The following is a 17,462-nucleotide window of genomic DNA, read 5'->3' as shown; positions in this document are numbered from 1 at the left end:
CGCAAGGGTTTGATTTTTCTCATATCTCACGCAAAGGATGGGAATGAGCGAGTTTTCCAACTGGGTACGGAAATGGTGGCCCGGGCTGATCCCGCTGGCCGCCTTGTGGGTGGCGGCGATCTGGACCGGAACCGTGCCGATCGAACAGCATCTGACCGCCCAGGCCGCAGCGGCGCTGAAGGACTCGGTGCTGGACAAGACCCAGATCGAGGTCTCTGGGCGTGACGTCCGGCTGTCGGCGGATGCGTTCTCCGAACAGGGCCGCCGCACCGCCGTCGATCAGGTCGCGAGCGTACCGGGCGTGCGTCTCGTTACCGACCAGACCCAGCTGATCGCGGAGGTGGTGCCCTTCACTTGGTCGATCGAGCGCGACGTCGTCCATGTGACGTTGAGCGGCAACGCGCCGTTGCCGGCGATCAAGGCGCGGCTGCTCGAGGCGGCGCATAATGCTGCGAACGGCACCGAGGTTGTCGACCAGATGGCGCTCGCGCGCGGTGCACCGGTACGGTTCGACGCGGCGGCGTTGCTGCTGATCGACCAGATATCGAAACTGAAAGAAGGCAAGATCTCACTGGCGAACACCAAGGTGACGCTGGAGGGTTCGGCGCGCGAAATCGGCGGACGCGAAGCGATCGCGGCGGCGCTAAAAAATCTTCCCGAGGGTTATACGGTCGAGAAGAACGCGCTTTACGCGCCGCCCTATCTTTTTCAGGTCAACAAGGATCCGGTGGCATCGACGCTGACACTGAGCGGCTATGTACCGGACAACAATGCGCATGCTGCCATCCTCAGTGCAATCGAGCGCAAATTTGTCGGCGAAAAGGTGGATGACAAGCTTAAGGCGAGCGCCGGTGCGCCCCAGGGCTTTCTTGCCGCAACGACAGCGGCGCTCAGCGCGCTGTCGCGACTGTCCACCGGGACGCTGACGATACAGGACCGCGACGTCACGCTGGCCGGCGACGCTCTTTATCCCGGTGCGAACACGCGGATCAGCGATGAACTCGCCGCGAAGCTGCCCCAGGGCTGGAAACAGAAGTCGGAATTGACGGTGAAGCCGGTCGCCACACCGGTGAATGCCACGATTTGCCAGCAATTGCTGACGGGGTTGCTCGCGAAAGGCACCATCCGCTTCGAGACGGGCAAGGCCGTGATCGATCCGGATTCGGCGGGGCTGCTCGATCGCCTGATCGAGGCGGTGCTGCGCTGCCCGACATCGCAGATCGAGATCGCGGGCTATACCGACAGTGACGGCGACAAGGAGACCAACCTCGCGCTGTCGACCCGTCGCGCGCAATCCGTCGCTGACTATCTCATCAAGGCCGGTATCCCCAAGGAACGCATCTCCGCGGTCGGCTTTGGCAGCGAGCGGCCTGTGGCCAGCAACGACACCGAAGAAGGCAAGGCGCAAAACCGCCGCATTGAATTCGTGGTGAGGTGAGACATGAGCTTTCTCGTTGCGTTCAACTGGGGATGGATCGCCGGCGCTGCAGCGCTGGGCTTTGCGACGGGATGGGTTTCGCCAATCTCTCGCGTCCGCAGTCTGTCGACCGTGACGATGCGCATGAGCTTCGCGGTGGTCGTGGCGCTGGTGGCGGTGTCGTTGTGGCGGGTGCTGCCGGGGCGGCCGGGCTACTGGCTCGACCTTGGCTTGGTCATGTTCGGAGCCTATTTGCTGGGTGGTGCCGTCGGCTCCTGGCTGCGTTATGTGCTCCTGCTGCGGCCGGACAGGCCCCGCGGCGAAGAGGGTTGAGCGTCCGGCCTTCGGCCAGGCCGCGAAATGCCGCAATCCTCGCGCTTTGTCTCGCGATCCGACGAGCGGTCTGCTAGGACGGTGTCGGGGACGGAGAGGCTTTGAGGATTTGATGCTTGAACCTGTGCGCAGAGCGTTGGCGTTTCTGCGAGAGAGGCAAATCCTGCACAAGCTGGGCGTCGCGCTGAGCGTCACCGTTATCGGCTTTGCCCTCTATATTCTCTATCAGATGCTGCGGGACATCGATCTCGACGACGTGCTCAGTGCATTGAGCGGGACCGAGACCCGAACCATCGTCCTTGCTGGATTGTGCGTCGCGGCGGGATATTTCACGCTGACGTTTTATGACTTCTTCGCGTTGCGGGCGATCGGCCGAACCGAAATCCCATACCGCATTGCGGCCTTCGCCGGTTTCACCAGCTATTCGATCGGCCACAATGTTGGCGCGAGCGTCTTCACCGGCGGTGCTGTCCGCTACCGGATCTATTCTTCCTGGAACCTGACCGCGATCGATGTCGCCAAGGTCTGCTTCCTGGCCGGATTGACCTTCTGGCTTGGCAACGCCGCCGTACTCGGCATCGGGGTGGCCTATCATCCGGAAGCAGCATCCTCGATCGACCAGTTGCCGATCTGGCTTAACCGCCTGCTGGCTGTGCTGCTGCTTGCGGTCCTTGCGGGCTACGTCGTCTGGGTTTCGTCGCGTCCGCGCAATGTTGGACGCGGTAACTGGACGGTGACGCTGCCGGGCGGCAGCCTGACGCTGGTGCAGGTTCTGATCGGCATTGTCGACCTCTCCTTTTGCGCGCTCGCGATGTACATCCTGATGCCGGACGAGCCCCATGTCGGCTTCGTCGTGGTGGCGGTGATCTTCGTTTCCGCCACCCTCCTGGGATTCGCCAGCCATTCGCCCGGTGGACTTGGCGTGTTCGACGCCGCGATGCTGTACGGCATCATGCATTTCGACAGCCAGTTCGATAAGGAAGAACTGCTGGCCGGTATGCTGCTGTTTCGCCTGCTGTACTATATCGTGCCTTTCGTGATCTCGGTCATGTTGCTGTTGTTTCGGGAGGTCATGCTGGGTGCCAAAGCACGGCGTGAGTCGGGCTTGCGCAAGCATGACGATATCTCCACGTCAGAGTCTTAAACGCCGGGACCCTCATGACGGCCGATGCATCCACCACGCCATCCTCGACGCCGTTCTGGTTGAAACAGTTGCGGCGATCGAGCCTTGTCGTGCTCGTCGCAGGCCTCTCGCTCGGCGCGCTGGTGGCGATGCACGACCTGAAGCCGTCGAGCGCGCTCCTGGTATTTCTGTGCATCGCGGGTGTCTCGCTGGTCCCGCTGCAACTGCACGACGGCGTGCGGACGCGCGAAGAGAAGGGCAGCGAAAGGCTGACGGAAGGCGCTGCGGTGCGCGCCGTGATCGGCGCCATGCCGGAGCCGACGGTGCTGCTCGACCGGGTAGGGCGTGTGCTGCATCTGAACGCGCAGGCTGCGCAGCTTGCGCCGGCGCTGCGCCGCAATGAGTTGGCTTTGTTCGCACTGCGCTCGCCGGAAATCATCACGGTGCTGCGCGACGCGATCGCGACGCTGGAGCCCCAGCGCGTCACCTATGTCGAACGGGTGCCGGTTGAGCGCTGGATGGAGCTTATGGTCACGCCGGTGGCGGTGCCGACCGACTTCGGCGGCAGCGACAATTGCTTTCTGATGACCTTCCGCGACCAGACGCCGCTGCGCCGCGCCGAGGAAATGCGCGCCGACTTCGTCGCCAATGCGAGCCACGAATTGCGCACGCCGCTTGCCGCGCTGTCCGGTTTTATCGATACGCTGCAGGGCCCCGCCCGCGATGACGTCAAGGCGCGGGAGCGCTTTCTCGGCATCATGCACGCGCAGGCGACCCGCATGGCACGGCTGATCGACGATCTGCTGTCGTTGTCGCGCGTGGAATTGAGCGCGCATGTGCGGCCCGAGGCCCGGGTCGATCTGGTCGCGATCTTGCGGCAGGTGATCGACGGGCTGGAGGTGCTTGCCGACGAGCGCGGCGTCGTAATCGAAACGCAGTTTCTGCAGGGGCCGGTGTTCATCGCCGGCGACACCGAGGAATTGCTGCGCGTGTTCGAGAACCTGATCGAGAACGGCCTGAAATACGGTGCATCCGGCGGCAGGGTGACGGTGTCGCTGGCGCGGATCGCACCCGAGGAAGGGCCGGGCGAGATTCGCGTTGCGGTCCGCGATTATGGCCCGGGCATCGCGCCCGAGCATCTGCCGCGCCTCACTGAGCGCTTCTACCGCACCGATGTCGGCGACAGCCGCGCGCAGGGCGGTACCGGTCTTGGTCTGTCGCTGGTCAAGCACATCGTCAGCCGCCATGGCGGCCGCCTGCTGATCGAAAGCGTTTTCGGCAAGGGCGCGACTTTCACCGTTTGTTTTCCCCCGCTGGCCTCGCCCCCCGGCGCATAAAATGCAGCGATCTCAGTGGCCTGGCTGTGTCACATGAGTGTCATCCAACCTTTATAAAAGCTGCACGGGGCGCCTCTAAAGCGGGCGCCGCGGGCCAGATCGGCCCACGCTGATCACAGGGAGACAGCCAGTGAATTTCATCAAGACCATCGTTGCGGCCGGCCTGGTTGCGGCCTCGACCTCCGCCTTCGCGGCGGACATCACGGGTGCGGGTGCGACGTTCCCGTTCCCAGTTTATTCGAAGTGGGCTGATGCCTACAAAAAGGAAACCGGCAACGGCCTGAACTATCAGTCGATCGGCTCGGGCGGCGGTATCAAGCAGATCCAGGCCAAGACTGTGACCTTCGGCGCGTCCGACATGCCGCTCAAGGCTGAGCAGCTTGAGAAGGACGGCTTCGTCCAGTGGCCGATGGTGATGGGCGCCATTGTTCCGGTTGTGAACCTCGAGGGCGTGAAGGCCGGCGAAATGGTTTTCGACGGTGAGACCCTTGCGAACATCTATCTCGGCAAGATCACCAAGTGGGATGATCCTGCGATCAAGAAGCTGAACCCGAAGGTCAACCTGCCGTCGACCGCGATCGCCGTGGTTCGCCGTTCGGACGGTTCGGGCACCACCTTCAACTTCACCAACTACCTCTCGAAGGTCAGCGCTGACTGGAAGTCGAAGGTCGGTGAGGGTACTGCGGTTGAGTGGCCTGTCGGCGTCGGCGCCAAGGGCAACGAAGGCGTTTCGGCCAACATCGGCCAGACCAAGAACTCGATCGGTTATGTCGAGTATGCTTACGCCAAGCAGAACAAGCTGACCTACACCGGCATGGTCAACAGCGCGGGCAAGACCGTGCAGCCGACCGTTCCGGCGTTCCAGGCTGCTGCTGCCAACGCTGACTGGTCGAAGGCTCCGGGATACTACGTGATCCTGACCAACCAGCCGGGCGATGCGTCCTGGCCGATCACCGCTGCGACCTTCATCCTGATGCACAAGGTACCGACGGATAAGGCTGCTTCGGACGAAGCCCTCAAGTTCTTCAAGTGGGCGTTCGAGAAGGGCGGCAAGATGGCCGAGGAACTCGACTACATCCCGATGCCGGCTTCCGTGGTCAAGCAGATCGAGCAGACCTGGTCGGCTGACATCAAGAGCTGATTGTAACCGGCGGGGGAGAGGCAGGCCTTTCCCCCGTCGTTTTTCCAGCACCCGACGGTGCAGGACCGATTATTCGATTGCGTTTTAAAGATAGGGGATTGGCGTGGCAGAGATGGCCGTTCATGGTACCTCGATGGAAGCCGCAGGACCGTACGACCGTGCCCGCGCGTTGAGCGCCTTCAAGCTGGGCGACAAGACATTTTACTGGACGACGCGCATCTGCGCGATCCTGGTTCTGGTGCTGCTCGGCGGCATCATCATCTCGCTGATTATCGGCGCGTGGCCCGCGATGAAGCAATACGGCGCCGCGTTCCTGACGACGTCGCGGTGGGCGCCGTCGGCTGAACCACCGGTACTGGGTGCGTTGAGCCCGATCTACGGCACGATCCTGACTTCGGCCATCGCCATGCTGATCGCCATTCCAGTCGGTCTCGGTATTGCGATTTTCCTCACCGAACTGTGCCCGCTGTGGGCGCGCCGGCCGATCGGCATGGCAGTCGAGTTGCTCGCCGGCATCCCCTCGATCATCTACGGCATGTGGGGCTTCTTCGTCCTCGGCCCCTTCCTCGCCAATACCATGCAGCCCGCACTCATCAATCTGTTCGATGGCGTGCCAGTGCTGGGATCGATCTTCGGCGGGCCGCCGTCCTATCTCAGCCTGTTCAATGCCTCGCTGATCCTCGCGATCATGGTGCTGCCGTTCATCACCGCGATCTCGCGTGACGTGTTCGCGACGGTGCCGCCAGTGCTGAAGGAAGCGGCCTATGGCGTCGGCTGCACGACATGGGAAGTCGTCCGCAACGTGGTGCTGCCGTATACTCGCGTCGGCGTGATCGGCGGGGTCATGCTCGCGCTCGGCCGCGCGCTCGGCGAGACCATGGCCGTGACCTTCATCATCGGCAACTCGTTCCGCATCTCGCCGTCGATCTTCGCGCCGGGCACGACGATCTCAGCCGCCATCGCCAGCGAATTCGCCGAGAGCGACGGATTGCACCAGTCGAGCCTGATGCTGCTCGGTCTTCTGCTGTTCGTCCTGACATTCTTCGTACTCGCCGCCGCACGGCTGATGCTGATGCGGTTGCAGAAGAAGGCGGGGAGCTAAGTTATGAATCCGATTTATGCATCCCGCCGCCGTACCGACCTGATCATTCGTGGACTTTGCTTCGGCGCCGCTATTTTCGGCGTGGCGTGGCTGGCGATGATCCTGTTCACGCTGTTCTACAACGGCCTCGCCGGCATCAGCCTGCAGCTCTTCACCCAGAACACGCCGCCGCCCGGTTCGAACGAAGGCGGTCTGCTCAACGCCATCGTTGGTTCGATCATCATGACGGTGATCGGCGTCGGTATCGGCGCGCCGATCGGCATGTTCGCGGGCACGTATCTGGCGGAATACGGCAAACATGATCGCCTCACCTCGGTGATCCGCTTCATCAACGACATCCTGCTGTCCGCACCCTCGATCATCATCGGCCTGTTCGTTTATGGCGCGGTGGTGGTGCCGATGGGTGGCTTCTCGGCGCTGGCCGGCTCACTTGCGCTTGCGGTGATCGTCATTCCGGTCGTCGTGCGCACCACCGAAGACATGCTGCTGCTGGTGCCCAATCCGTTGCGTGAGGCGGCCTCCGCGCTCGGCCTGCCGCGCTCGCTGGTCATCAAGCGTATCGCCTATCGTGCGGCGCGCTCGGGTCTCATCACCGGCATCCTGCTTGCGACCGCGCGTGTCGCCGGCGAAACCGCGCCGCTTCTGTTCACCGCGTTGAGCAACCAGTTCTTTAGCCTGGACCTGACCAAGGCGGTCGCCAACCTTCCCGTCACCATCAACAATTTCGTGCAGAGTCCCTACGCCTATTGGAAGGAATTGGCGTGGTCTGGCGCGCTGCTGATCACGCTGACCGTGTTGACGCTCAATATCGTCGCGCGCCTGCTGGGCTCTGAGAGGACTGCAAAATGACCGACGTTTCTTCGATCGCCGTTTCCCGCCCGTCCATGCCCCCGCTGTCAGCCGTTGCTCACGACGGTCCGGCCAAGGTCACGGCGCACAATCTGAATTTCTATTATGGCCAGCACCACGCGCTGAAGAACATCAACCTCATCCTGGGCGCCAACAAGGTGACGGCCTTCATCGGCCCGTCGGGCTGCGGCAAGTCCACGCTGCTGCGCATCTTCAACCGGATGTACGATCTCTATCCGGGTCAGCGCGCGGAAGGTGAACTCAAGCTCGACAACACCGACATTCTCGATCCCAAGATCGATCTCAATCTGCTGCGCGCGCGGATCGGCATGGTGTTTCAGAAGCCGACGCCGTTTCCGATGACGATTTATGAAAATATCGCGTTCGGCATCCGGCTTTATGAGAAAATCTCCAAGTCGGAAATGGATGGCCGGGTCGAGCACGCACTGCGTGGCGGCGCGTTGTGGAACGAGGTCAAGGACAAGCTCAGCGCCAGCGGTCTCAGCCTCTCCGGGGGCCAGCAGCAGCGTCTTTGCATCGCGCGCACCGTCGCGGTGCGGCCCGAGGTGATCCTGTTCGACGAGCCGTGTTCGGCGCTTGATCCGATCTCGACCGCGAAGGTCGAGGAACTGATCGCGGAGTTGAAGAAGGACTACACGATCGCCATCGTCACCCATAACATGCAGCAGGCGGCGCGCTGCTCGGACTACACCGCGTTCATGTATCTCGGCGAGCTGATCGAATTCGACGAGACGAGCAGAATCTTCACCTCGCCGGCCGATCGCCGGACCCAGGATTACATTACCGGACGCTTCGGCTGACGGGCTTCGGTATCGGAGAATTAAAATGGCTATGGAACATACCGCGAAGGCGTTCGACGAGGATCTGCAGGAACTGGCCCGGCTGGTCGCGGAGATGGGCGGCCTGGTCGAGCGGCAGATCGTGGATTCGGTGGACGCGCTGATCCGCCGCGACATCAATCTGAGCGCGCGCGTCGTCAGCACCGACGTCGAGCTCGACAAGTTGCAGCATATGATCGAGGAGCGCGGCGTGCTCACCATCGCGCGCCGCCAGCCGATGGCAGTCGATCTGCGCGAGATCGTCGGCGCCCTGCGCGTCGCGACGGATCTTGAGCGGATGGGCGACCTGTCGAAGAACATTGCCAAGCGTGTCGTGGCGCTCGACAGCGATTTCCATCCGCTGAAGCTGATCCGCGGCCTGGAGCACATGACTGATCTCGTGCAGTCGCAGGTCAAGGCGGTGCTCGACGCCTACGCCGCCCATGACGTTCCTGCCGCGATGGTGGTGTGGAAGGGCGACGAGGAGGTCGACGCGATCTGTACCTCGTTGTTCCGCGAGCTTCTCACCTACATGATGGAAGATCCGCGCAATATCGGCTTCTGCATCCATCTGATGTTCTGCGCCAAGAACATCGAGCGGATCGGCGACCATGCAACCAACATCGCCGAGACGGTGTTCTACATGATCGAGGGGCAGCCTATTGCCGCGGCGCGGCCGAAGGGCGACATGACGAGCTTCTCCAGCACACCTTCTGTAGGATAAAAAGGCTATCCATGAACGCAAGAATTCTTGTCGTCGAAGATGAAGAAGCGCTGGCGACGTTGCTGCGCTATAATCTCGACGCGGAAGGTTACGAAGTCGAGACGGTGGCGCGCGGCGACGATGCCGATACGCGGCTGAAAGAGCGCGTGCCGGATCTTGTGGTGCTCGACTGGATGCTGCCGGGGCTGTCCGGCATCGAGCTGTGCCGCCGCCTGCGGGCCCGGCCCGAAACCAAGCAACTGCCGATCATCATGCTGACCGCGCGGGGCGAGGAAAGCGAGCGCGTGCGTGGCCTTGCGACCGGCGCGGACGACTACATCGTCAAGCCGTTCTCGGTGCCGGAACTGCTGGCGCGGGTGAAGGGTCTGCTGCGACGCGCGAGCCCGGAGCGGCTCGCGAACGTGCTGGTCTATGGCGATATCGAACTCGACCGCGAGAAGCGTCGTGTGGCGCGCTCCGGCCGGCCGATTGATCTCGGCCCAACCGAATACCGGCTGCTCGAATTCTTCCTCCAGCATCCCGGGCGGGTATTCAGCCGGGAGCAGTTACTCGACGGCGTCTGGGGCCGTGACATCTATATCGACGAGCGCACGGTGGACGTGCACATCGGACGGCTGCGCAAGCTGCTCAATCCCGGCGAGGAGCAGGACCCGATCCGCACCGTGCGCGGCGCGGGTTACGCGCTCGACGACCGCTTCGCCAAGGTGGAAAGCTGATCGTCAATTTTTTCCGTGTAGAGAGCTGAAAACAAAAAGCCCGCCGGATCGGCGGGCTTTTAATTTGTCTGATGGCGTTACTTGTTCGGCCGGCGGTCACGCCGCCGGTCGCCCGCGGGCTGGTAGGCAACGCGCGAGTGATGGGCACAGTAGGGCAGGCCGCCGAGCGCCTTGCCGCCGCAGAAGAAGAACTCGCTGCTGCCGGGATCGCCGACCGGCCAGTGGCAGGTCTCCTCCGTTAGCTCCAGCAACGTGCGGCGCTGGTTCATCGGCACCACGTTGTCGAAGGCGATCGGATCGGGTTCGGCTTCGACCTCGTAGACATGGGCGAGCGCGGTGTTGCCGCGCGCCATAGGACGGCTGATGCGCATCATGTGCTGTGGAGCGCGCACCTTACGCTGGCGCGGCGCGGCGGACGACGGGCTCTTGGCGCGACCCGACAGGCCGAGCCGGTGAACCTTGCCGATCACGGCGTTGCGCGTGATGTTCCCGAGTTCCGCAGCAATCTGGCTCGCCGAGAGACCGGACTCCCACAATTTCTTGAGCTGTTCGACGCGATCGTCGGTCCAATTCATCACCGTCATCGCTCTCTTCCTTCTCTCTCGTGCCTGGAAGGGGAATCCGGCACTCCGATTGATGGTTCCGAAAATCTCTGCTGCCAGAATCCCTTAACCCTCGCCGGCTGGAAGAACCGGACGCTAGGCCGCTTCGAGGATTCAGAATTTAGGACGCCGCACGAGATGTCGTATCCAGTGCTTAGAACGCTACAATATGGCGTGACTCACGCGCAAGAGTCCGGCTTCAAAGTCCACATGTTCCGAATCAGTCATGCACACAAATCGGCTGCGAAGGCTTATGCGGGACGTCGGCGGAGCCGGTCGGCAAGGCGCAAAACGGGCTCTTTGGCGTGTTGACAGCTAAGTGATGCGGAGAGGATACTCACGCAATGCCGCCCCGTCGGGGCGGCATGTTTCATTTTTACGGACCGTCATGACCGGAGGAATCTCGCGGTTTCCCGGCCGGTCCACCGTTCGTCCTGTCAGGTTGCCATGACCACCACCGCTTCGTCTCACCTCATGCCGGTCTTTGCCCGGGTCGATCTCGCTTTCGAACGCGGCGAAGGCGCGTGGCTGATAGCGACCGACGGTGAGCGATATCTCGATTTCACCAGCGGCGTTGCGGTGAACGCGCTCGGCCATGCGCATCCGCATCTCGTCGCAGCGGTGCAGGCGCAAGCGGCCAAGCTCTGGCACATGTCGAACCTGTTCAAGAGCCCGGACGGTGAGAGGGTTGCCGTGCGGCTGTGCGAGAACAGCTTCGCCGACGAAGTGTTCTTCGCCAATTCCGGCGCCGAGGCGATGGAATGCGCGATCAAGGTCACGCGCAAATACCATGCGGCGAAGGGACATCCCGAGCGCTTCCGTATCATCACGTTCGAAGGCGCCTTCCATGGCCGCACGCTCGCGACACTCGCCGCCGGCGGCCAGGAGAAATATCTCGACGGCTTCGGGCCCAGGGTTGAAGGCTTCGATCAGGTGCCGCTCGGCGACATCGAGGCCGTGAAGAAGGCGATCGGCCCGCAGACCGCAGGCATCCTGATCGAGCCGCTGCAGGGCGAAGGCGGCGTGCGCGAGCCCGCGCACGGCTTCTTCCGGGCGCTGCGCGAATTGTGCAACGACAAGGGCCTGCTGTTGGTTTTCGACGAGGTGCAGACCGGCATGGGCCGCATCGGCGAATTGTTCGCCTATCAGCGGCTCGGCATCGAACCCGATGTGATGGCACTGGCGAAAGCGCTTGGCGGCGGTTTTCCGATCGGCGCGTGTTTGGCGACACGCGAAACAGCGTCGGGCATGACGGCAGGCAGCCACGGCTCGACCTTCGGCGGCAATCCGCTGGCGATTGCCGCGGCGAGCGCCGTGCTCGACGTCATGCTGGCGCCGGGCTTCTTCGATCGTGTGAAGCGCGCCTCGCTTCTGCTGAAGCAGAAACTCGCCTCCGTCGTCGACCGCTATCCAGATGTTTTGACGCAGGTACGCGGCGAAGGCCTGCTGATCGGCCTGCAGGCGGCGCTGCCGACGCCCGATCTGATCGCGGCGCTGCGCGAGGAAAAACTCCTGACCGTCGGCGCAGGTGAGAATGTCGTACGGCTGCTGCCGCCGTTGATCGTGTCGGATGCCGAGATCGAGGATGCGGTCGGCCGGGTGGAAAAAGCCTGCGCACGCCTGACGAAGAATTTGCCGGCGGCTCGCACGGAGAAGGCGGCATCATGAGCAAGACACTGCGCCATTTCCTCGATTTGTCTGAACTGCCGGTGCAGGACCTGCGCGCGATCCTCGACGCGTCGGTTGCGATGAAGAAGAATTTGAAGGCAGGCCATCCCGATCGTCCGCTCAAGGACAAGACGCTGGCGATGATCTTCGAGCGCCCCTCGACGCGCACCCGCGTGTCGTTCGAGGTCGGCATGCGTCAGCTCGGCGGCGAGGCGATCATGTTGACCGGCCAGGAAATGCAGCTCGGCCGGGGCGAGACCTTCGCCGACACCGCGCGCGTGCTGTCGCGCTTTGTCGACATCATCATGATCCGCATTCTCAGTCACGATGCGCTTGCTGAAATGGTGGAATTCGCAACCGTGCCGGTCATCAACGGCCTGACACGGCGCTCCCACCCGACGCAGGTGATGGCCGACGTCATGACCTTCGAGGAGCATCGCGGGCCGATCAAGGGCCGCACCGTGGCGTGGGTCGGCGACGACAATAACGTGTTGGCGTCCTGGGCGCATGCGGCCGAGCGCTTCGGCTTCACGCTGCGTGTCGCGACGCCGCCGCAACTTGCACCGAACAAGCGGCTGCGCGACTGGATCAAGGCCGCCAACGCACCGATCGTGCTCGGCACCGATGCGCAGGAAGCCGTGCGCGGATCCGATTGCGTCGTCACCGACACATGGATGTCGATGGGCGACAAGGACGCCGAGCATCGGCACAATCTTCTCAAGCCCTATCAGGTCGACGAGAAGCTGATGTCGTTGGCGAACCGTGATGCGATCTTCATGCATTGTCTGCCGGCACACCGCGGTGAGGAAGTCACCGATGAAGTGATCGACGGGCCGCAGTCTGTGGTGTTCGACGAGGCGGAAAATCGTCTCCACGCACACAAGGGCATTCTCGCATGGTGCATGGGAGCCGTCGGGTAGACGCTGCAGCGCTTGAATCGCAGGCGGTGCTTCCTACATTGCGGTCTTGCTCTCAGGACACTGGAAAAAAAGGTCGCCCATGGCGGATCAAGGTTCTATACGCGCGCCGTCGGCCGTTCCTGTCGACGATGCGGTGCTCCCGTTTGAAATCAGTGCGCTGGATGTTCGCGGTCGGCTGACCCGTATGGGCCCCGCGCTCGACGACATCCTGATGCGTCACGATTATCCCGCGCCGGTCGGCAAGCTGCTCGGCGAAGCCATCGTGCTGACGACGCTGCTCGGCTCGTCGCTGAAATTCAACGGACGTTTTATTCTGCAGACCCAGACCGACGGCCCGGTGTCGCTGATCGTCGTCGATTTCATCGCGCCGGACCGGCTGCGCGCCTATGCACGCTTCGATAAGACGCGGCTGAAGCCCGGCCTGTCATCCGGTGAACTGCTCGGTCACGGCCATCTCGCGATGACTGTCGATCAGGGGCCGGACATGAGCCGCTATCAGGGCCTCGTCGCTCTGCAGGGCGGATCGCTGGAAGAAGCCGCGCACGAGTACTTCCTGCGTTCGGAGCAGATTCCGACGCGCGTTCGGCTCGCGGTCGGCGAAGAATTGCGTGGCGGCAGCGACGGACCGCAGCATCGCTGGCGCGGCGGCGGTGCGTTGATCCAGTTTCTGCCGAAGGCGCCGGAGCGCGCCAAGCAGGCCGATCTGCATCCGGGCGATGCGCCGGAAGGCAGCACGCCGCACGCGGTGGAGGAAGACGATGCCTGGACCGAGAGCCAGTCGCTGTTCGCGACCGTCGAGGATGTCGAACTGATCGATCCCGATCTGTCGGGCGAGCGGCTTCTGTTTCGGCTATTTCATGAGCGTGGCGTGCGGGTGTTTCCGAGCCTGCCGTTGCGTGCGAGCTGCACCTGCTCGCGCGAAGCGGTGGCGGGCATGCTGGCGAGCTTCGATCCGGAGGATCGTGCCGACATGGTCGAGAACGGCAAGGTCGTGGTGACGTGCGAGTTCTGTAGCTCGATCTATGAGTTCACGCCGCAGGAAGCGGGTGTCGAGGGCTGACGGCGCGGTTGCGCTGAAGTGTCGCTGTCAGTTCAGCGTGCGCTTGCCGTCCGGGCTGTCGAGCGAGAACAGTGGAATCGCGAGATCGAACTTTTCTCCGCTCTCCGTCACCATCTGGTAGCTGCCTGTCATGAAGCCCGAGGGCGTCGTGAGCGGCACGCCGCTCGTGTATTCGTAGCGTTCGCCCGGCCCGATGACGGGCTGTTCGCCGACCACGCCTTCACCGCGGACTTCCTGTTGCTGGCCAAGACCGTCGGTAATGATCCAGTGCCGGGTTTTGAGCTGCACGGTCTCACTGCCCTCGTTCACGATCACGATGCTGTAAGCCCAGAAAAATTGCCGGTTTTCGGGGGACGAGCGTTCGGGAAGGAACTCGGGTTCGACGAGGACTTCAATCTGACGGGTGACGGCGCTGTACATTGCTTCAATCGGATGCTTGAGGCTCAATGATAGACCCAAGCGCAAGCAATGGCAAAACGGCCCCGCCGGTTCAGGGCTGTTCTTGATGGCGATCTGTCGTTCAACCGCGGTTCACATTGGGCTGTGCATGGCCTTCGTCTGGCAGAGTGCAAATCGAAGTGAGGTTCCACCGTTGTGGTTTGCGGCTGCTTGCCGAAGCTCTATCTTGCCGATGACTTTCGCGCATTGTCCCTGAACCGTTCGAGCCGATGACAACCCTGACTGCACCAGCGCCCGAACCCAAGGTTGTTCCAAAGGATGTCGGGAAACCCATTCTTCCTGTGGGAACGGGCGAGCGCGAATTGCGGCTTGATCTGTTTCGCGGGCTCGCGCTGTGGCTGATCTTCATCGACCATTTGCCGCCGAACATTCTAACCTGGCTGACCATCCGCAATTACGGCTTCAGCGACGCGACCGAAATCTTCATCTTCATTTCGGGCTACACCGCCGCTTTCGTCTACAGCCGGGCGATGGAGGAGCGCGGCTTCATCATTTCGAGCGCGCGTATCTTCAAGCGGGTCTGGCAGATCTACGTGGCGCACGTCTTTCTGTTCATGATCTATCTCGCCGAGATTTCCTACATCGCGACGAGTTTCGAGAACCCGCTTTATTCGGAGGAAATGGGAATTCTCGATTTCCTCAAACACCCGGACGTCACCATCATCCAGGCGCTGCTATTGAAGTTCAAGCCGGTCAACATGGATGTATTGCCGCTCTATATCGTGCTGATGCTGTTCCTGCCGTTCACGCTCTGGCTGATGCGCCGCATACCCGATGTCACGTTGGCGCTGGCGGTCTTTCTCTATGCGCTGACCTGGCAATTCGGCTTTGCGCTGCCGGCCTATCCGCACGGCGTGTGGGTGTTCAATCCATTTGCATGGCAGCTGCTGTTCGTGTTCGGCGCATGGTGCGCGCTAGGTGGGGCGCGGCGGATGGCGCCGATCCTCGCCTCGCGGGTCACGTTCGTGCTGGCGGTGGCCTATCTTCTGTTTGCTTTCTACGTGACGCTGACCTGGCATGTTCCCCAGCTCCACGGCTATCTGCCGGGCTGGCTGGAAAGCTGGATGTATCCGATCAACAAAACCGACCTCGATGTGCTGCGGTTTGCCCATTTTCTGGCCCTCGCGGCGGTCGTCGTCCGTTACCTGCCAAAGGACTGGCCTGGGCTGAAATCGCCATGGCTGCGGCCGATCATCCTGTGCGGGCAGCATTCGCTGGAAATCTTCTGCATCGGCGTGTTCCTCGCCTTCGCCGGGCATTTTGTCCTGGCGGAAACCTCAGGTGGGGCCGGGCTGCATTTCGTCATTAGTATGACCGGTCTGGTCATCATGTCCTGCGCCGCATGGCTTTTGTCATGGTACAAGGCGGAGGTGAGCAAGAGCGGCAAGCGGCCCGCGATCGCGGTCAGCGCCGATCTGGTCGGGAGCAGTTGATGAGGACCATGCGGATCGCGGGAATGGCGATTCTGGCGTGGCTGGCGGTGACGCCGGCCGTGGCCGACGACGCCCATTTCTGTTCCGTGCCGGCCTATCTGCTCAGCACCGATGCGACCCTGACGAACGTCCAGGAGGCCTTCAAGACGCGCGCTCCCATTCGCGTGCTGGTCATCGGCAGCCGTTCCTCCGTGCTGAGTGGGCCGGACGGTGCCGCAAACTCCTATCCGGCGCGCTTCGAGGCGGCCCTCCGTAGCAAGCTTCCGGGTATCGAGATCAGCGTGACGACCGACCTCCATCCCAAGGAGACGGCCGCCGATGTCGCTGCGAAGATCGACAAGATCATGCAGGATCGGAAGCCGACGCTGGTGGTGTGGCAGACCGGGACCGTCGACGCGATGCGCGCGGTCGATCCGGACGATTTTCGTACCGCGCTCGATACCGGTCTCGCTGCCCTGCAAAAGACGGATGCGGACGTGATCCTGATGAACCTGCAATACAGCCCGCGCATGGAAACAGTACTGGCGGCTACCACTTACAACGACACGCTGCGCGTGGTGGCGCAGGAACACGGTGCGCCGCTGTTCGACCGTTTTGCGATCATGCGCGCCTGGAGCGAGGCGGGCGATTTCGACCTGTTCGCACAGGCGCACAGCATCGGCGTCGCCGCGCGGGTGCATGATTGCCTCGGGCGCGCGTTGTCCAAGCTTGTGATCGAGGCGGCTCACATCAACCCTTCCGAGCTCGGGGTACGCTGACGATGTATCGGCGCGGTACCAGGCTGCTCGCTGCGGCAGGGCTTCTCGGGGTGCTTGCGGGCGCGCCGTGTCTCGCTGCGGGCGAGACCTCGGCAAGCCAGCCGGAAACGCAGCCAACTGCCGATGCGGCTCCGGCCAAGCCCGGCCTGACCGGCAAGGCGATCGAAGCGGCGCGGAATGCCGCGAGCCGGGCCGGCGATATCCTTACGCGCATTCCATGCTTGCCGCCGAAAGGCGCAGGTGCGGTCTCCGCCTCGCTGCCTCGCGTGGCGCGCAAGCTCAACGCGGGAGAACCGATCACCGTCGTGGCGCTGGGATCGTCATCAACCGCGGGCTACGGCACGACATCGTCCACCTACACCTATCCGAGCCGCCTCGCCGAACAGCTTCGGCGGAAATATCCCCGGGCGCGCATCAGCGTCATCAATCGGGGCATGGGCGGTCAGGAGGTGCCGCAGATGGTCCAGCGCCTGCAATCGAGCGTGCTCGATTCCAATCCTGACCTCGTGATCTGGCAGCTCGGCACCAACACAGTGGTGCGCGGCGAGGATTCCTCAGGCGTCGCATCGATGGTGGAGGCCGGCGTCGCCAAGATACAGGCCACCGGTGCCGACGTGGTGCTGATCGATCCGCAATACGTGCCCGCCGTGACCGCGAAGAAGGAAGGCGCCAACAAGATGGTGCAACTGATCCGCGATGTTGGACGGCTGCGTCATGTTTCGGTCTTCCCGCGCTTCGAGGTGATGCGGCAATGGCATGAGGACGAGAAACTGCCGTTCGAAAGCTTCTCGATTTCCGACGGACTGCACTTGAACGATTGGGGCTATGCCTGTTTCGCCCAGTTGCTCGGCGACACCATCATCAAATCGGTCGACCAGGCCAGGGCCGAACCGGGGGCCGAGAGGCCGGGAAGCGTGATGAGCCTTCGACCAATGTGACGCGAATGAAAAAGCCCGCCGGAATGGCGGGCTTTTTGTTGTC

At 62.6% G+C, this 17,462-nt stretch carries 18 protein-coding genes; 16 read left to right on the top strand and 2 right to left on the bottom strand.

Going from position 1 to position 17,462, the window contains the following annotated elements:
* Positions 1-43: 43 nt before the first annotated feature.
* From HMPREF9697_RS11710 to phoB, 10 genes are all read left to right on the top strand, one after another.
* Complete coding sequence (locus tag HMPREF9697_RS11710; protein WP_002717431.1) at positions 44-1,438, top strand: OmpA family protein; 1,395 nt, start codon at positions 44-46, stop codon at positions 1,436-1,438.
* Between the two features lie 3 nt (positions 1,439-1,441).
* Positions 1,442-1,750, top strand: coding sequence for a hypothetical protein (locus HMPREF9697_RS11705; protein ID WP_002717430.1), 309 nt, complete (start codon positions 1,442-1,444; stop codon positions 1,748-1,750).
* Positions 1,751-1,862: 112 nt separating this feature from the next.
* Positions 1,863-2,894, top strand: a complete 1,032-nt coding sequence (locus HMPREF9697_RS11700) for a lysylphosphatidylglycerol synthase domain-containing protein (protein ID WP_002717429.1) — start codon at positions 1,863-1,865, stop codon at positions 2,892-2,894.
* A gap of 14 nt (positions 2,895-2,908) precedes the next feature.
* A complete protein-coding gene (locus HMPREF9697_RS11695; protein ID WP_002717428.1) occupies positions 2,909-4,210 on the top strand; it encodes an ATP-binding protein in 1,302 nt (433 codons plus the stop codon).
* A gap of 130 nt (positions 4,211-4,340) precedes the next feature.
* Complete coding sequence (gene pstS, locus HMPREF9697_RS11690; protein WP_002717427.1) at positions 4,341-5,351, top strand: phosphate ABC transporter substrate-binding protein PstS; 1,011 nt, start codon at positions 4,341-4,343, stop codon at positions 5,349-5,351.
* Between the two features lie 112 nt (positions 5,352-5,463).
* A complete protein-coding gene (gene pstC, locus HMPREF9697_RS11685; RefSeq protein WP_002717426.1) occupies positions 5,464-6,453 on the top strand; it encodes a phosphate ABC transporter permease subunit PstC in 990 nt (329 codons plus the stop codon).
* A gap of 3 nt (positions 6,454-6,456) precedes the next feature.
* Positions 6,457-7,302, top strand: coding sequence for a phosphate ABC transporter permease PstA (pstA, locus tag HMPREF9697_RS11680; RefSeq protein WP_002717425.1), 846 nt, complete (start codon positions 6,457-6,459; stop codon positions 7,300-7,302).
* Between the two features lie 35 nt (positions 7,303-7,337).
* Positions 7,338-8,123, top strand: a complete 786-nt coding sequence (pstB, locus tag HMPREF9697_RS11675; RefSeq protein ID WP_430642240.1) for a phosphate ABC transporter ATP-binding protein PstB — start codon at positions 7,338-7,340, stop codon at positions 8,121-8,123.
* A 25-nt stretch (positions 8,124-8,148) separates the two neighbouring features.
* Positions 8,149-8,865, top strand: a complete 717-nt coding sequence (phoU, locus tag HMPREF9697_RS11670; protein WP_002717423.1) for a phosphate signaling complex protein PhoU — start codon at positions 8,149-8,151, stop codon at positions 8,863-8,865.
* Between the two features lie 11 nt (positions 8,866-8,876).
* Positions 8,877-9,581 carry a phosphate regulon transcriptional regulator PhoB gene (gene phoB, locus HMPREF9697_RS11665; RefSeq protein ID WP_002717422.1) on the top strand — a complete coding sequence of 235 codons (705 nt, stop codon included), beginning with the start codon at positions 8,877-8,879 and terminating at the stop codon, positions 9,579-9,581.
* Positions 9,582-9,658: 77 nt separating this feature from the next.
* On the opposite strand, the gene HMPREF9697_RS11660 is transcribed toward phoB, so the two are convergent.
* Complete coding sequence (locus tag HMPREF9697_RS11660; protein ID WP_002717421.1) at positions 9,659-10,165, bottom strand: GcrA family cell cycle regulator; 507 nt, start codon at positions 10,163-10,165, stop codon at positions 9,659-9,661.
* Positions 10,166-10,630: 465 nt separating this feature from the next.
* On the opposite strand from HMPREF9697_RS11660, the gene HMPREF9697_RS11655 reads away from it, so the two are divergent.
* The 3 genes from HMPREF9697_RS11655 to HMPREF9697_RS11645 all read left to right on the top strand — a co-directional run bounded on the left by HMPREF9697_RS11655 (position 10,631) and on the right by HMPREF9697_RS11645 (position 13,831).
* Complete coding sequence (locus HMPREF9697_RS11655) at positions 10,631-11,851, top strand: aspartate aminotransferase family protein (protein WP_002717420.1); 1,221 nt, start codon at positions 10,631-10,633, stop codon at positions 11,849-11,851.
* On the top strand, positions 11,848-12,771 hold the full coding sequence (gene argF / locus HMPREF9697_RS11650; RefSeq protein ID WP_002717419.1) for an ornithine carbamoyltransferase: 924 nt from the start codon (positions 11,848-11,850) through the stop codon (positions 12,769-12,771). The genes HMPREF9697_RS11655 and argF overlap by 4 nt, the downstream gene beginning before the upstream one ends.
* A gap of 79 nt (positions 12,772-12,850) precedes the next feature.
* On the top strand, positions 12,851-13,831 hold the full coding sequence (locus HMPREF9697_RS11645) for an Hsp33 family molecular chaperone (RefSeq protein WP_002717418.1): 981 nt from the start codon (positions 12,851-12,853) through the stop codon (positions 13,829-13,831).
* 27 nt (positions 13,832-13,858) lie between these two features.
* On the opposite strand, the gene apaG is transcribed toward HMPREF9697_RS11645, so the two are convergent.
* A complete protein-coding gene (gene apaG / locus HMPREF9697_RS11640) occupies positions 13,859-14,251 on the bottom strand; it encodes a Co2+/Mg2+ efflux protein ApaG (RefSeq protein WP_002717417.1) in 393 nt (130 codons plus the stop codon).
* Between the two features lie 248 nt (positions 14,252-14,499).
* On the opposite strand from apaG, the gene HMPREF9697_RS11635 reads away from it, so the two are divergent.
* Genes HMPREF9697_RS11635 through HMPREF9697_RS11625 form a run of 3 tightly spaced genes read left to right on the top strand, consistent with a single transcriptional unit; the run spans position 14,500 to position 17,419 of the window.
* Entirely contained in the window at positions 14,500-15,723 is a 1,224-nt protein-coding gene (locus HMPREF9697_RS11635) for an OpgC domain-containing protein (protein WP_002717416.1), read from the top strand.
* Positions 15,723-16,481 (top strand): SGNH/GDSL hydrolase family protein, encoded by a 759-nt coding sequence (locus tag HMPREF9697_RS11630; protein ID WP_002717415.1) that lies wholly within the window; start codon positions 15,723-15,725, stop codon positions 16,479-16,481. Before HMPREF9697_RS11635 ends, HMPREF9697_RS11630 begins: the two co-directional genes overlap by 1 nt.
* A gap of 2 nt (positions 16,482-16,483) precedes the next feature.
* Entirely contained in the window at positions 16,484-17,419 is a 936-nt protein-coding gene (locus tag HMPREF9697_RS11625; RefSeq protein ID WP_002717414.1) for an SGNH/GDSL hydrolase family protein, read from the top strand.
* The last annotated feature ends 43 nt before the right edge of the window (positions 17,420-17,462 follow it).

Origin of the sequence: Afipia felis ATCC 53690 (genome assembly GCF_000314735.2) — a bacterium.
GTDB classification, from domain to species: Bacteria; Pseudomonadota; Alphaproteobacteria; order Rhizobiales; family Xanthobacteraceae; genus Afipia; species Afipia felis.
Note: the sequence above shows the minus strand (reverse complement) of the source record. Positions and strands in the feature narration are given on the sequence as shown.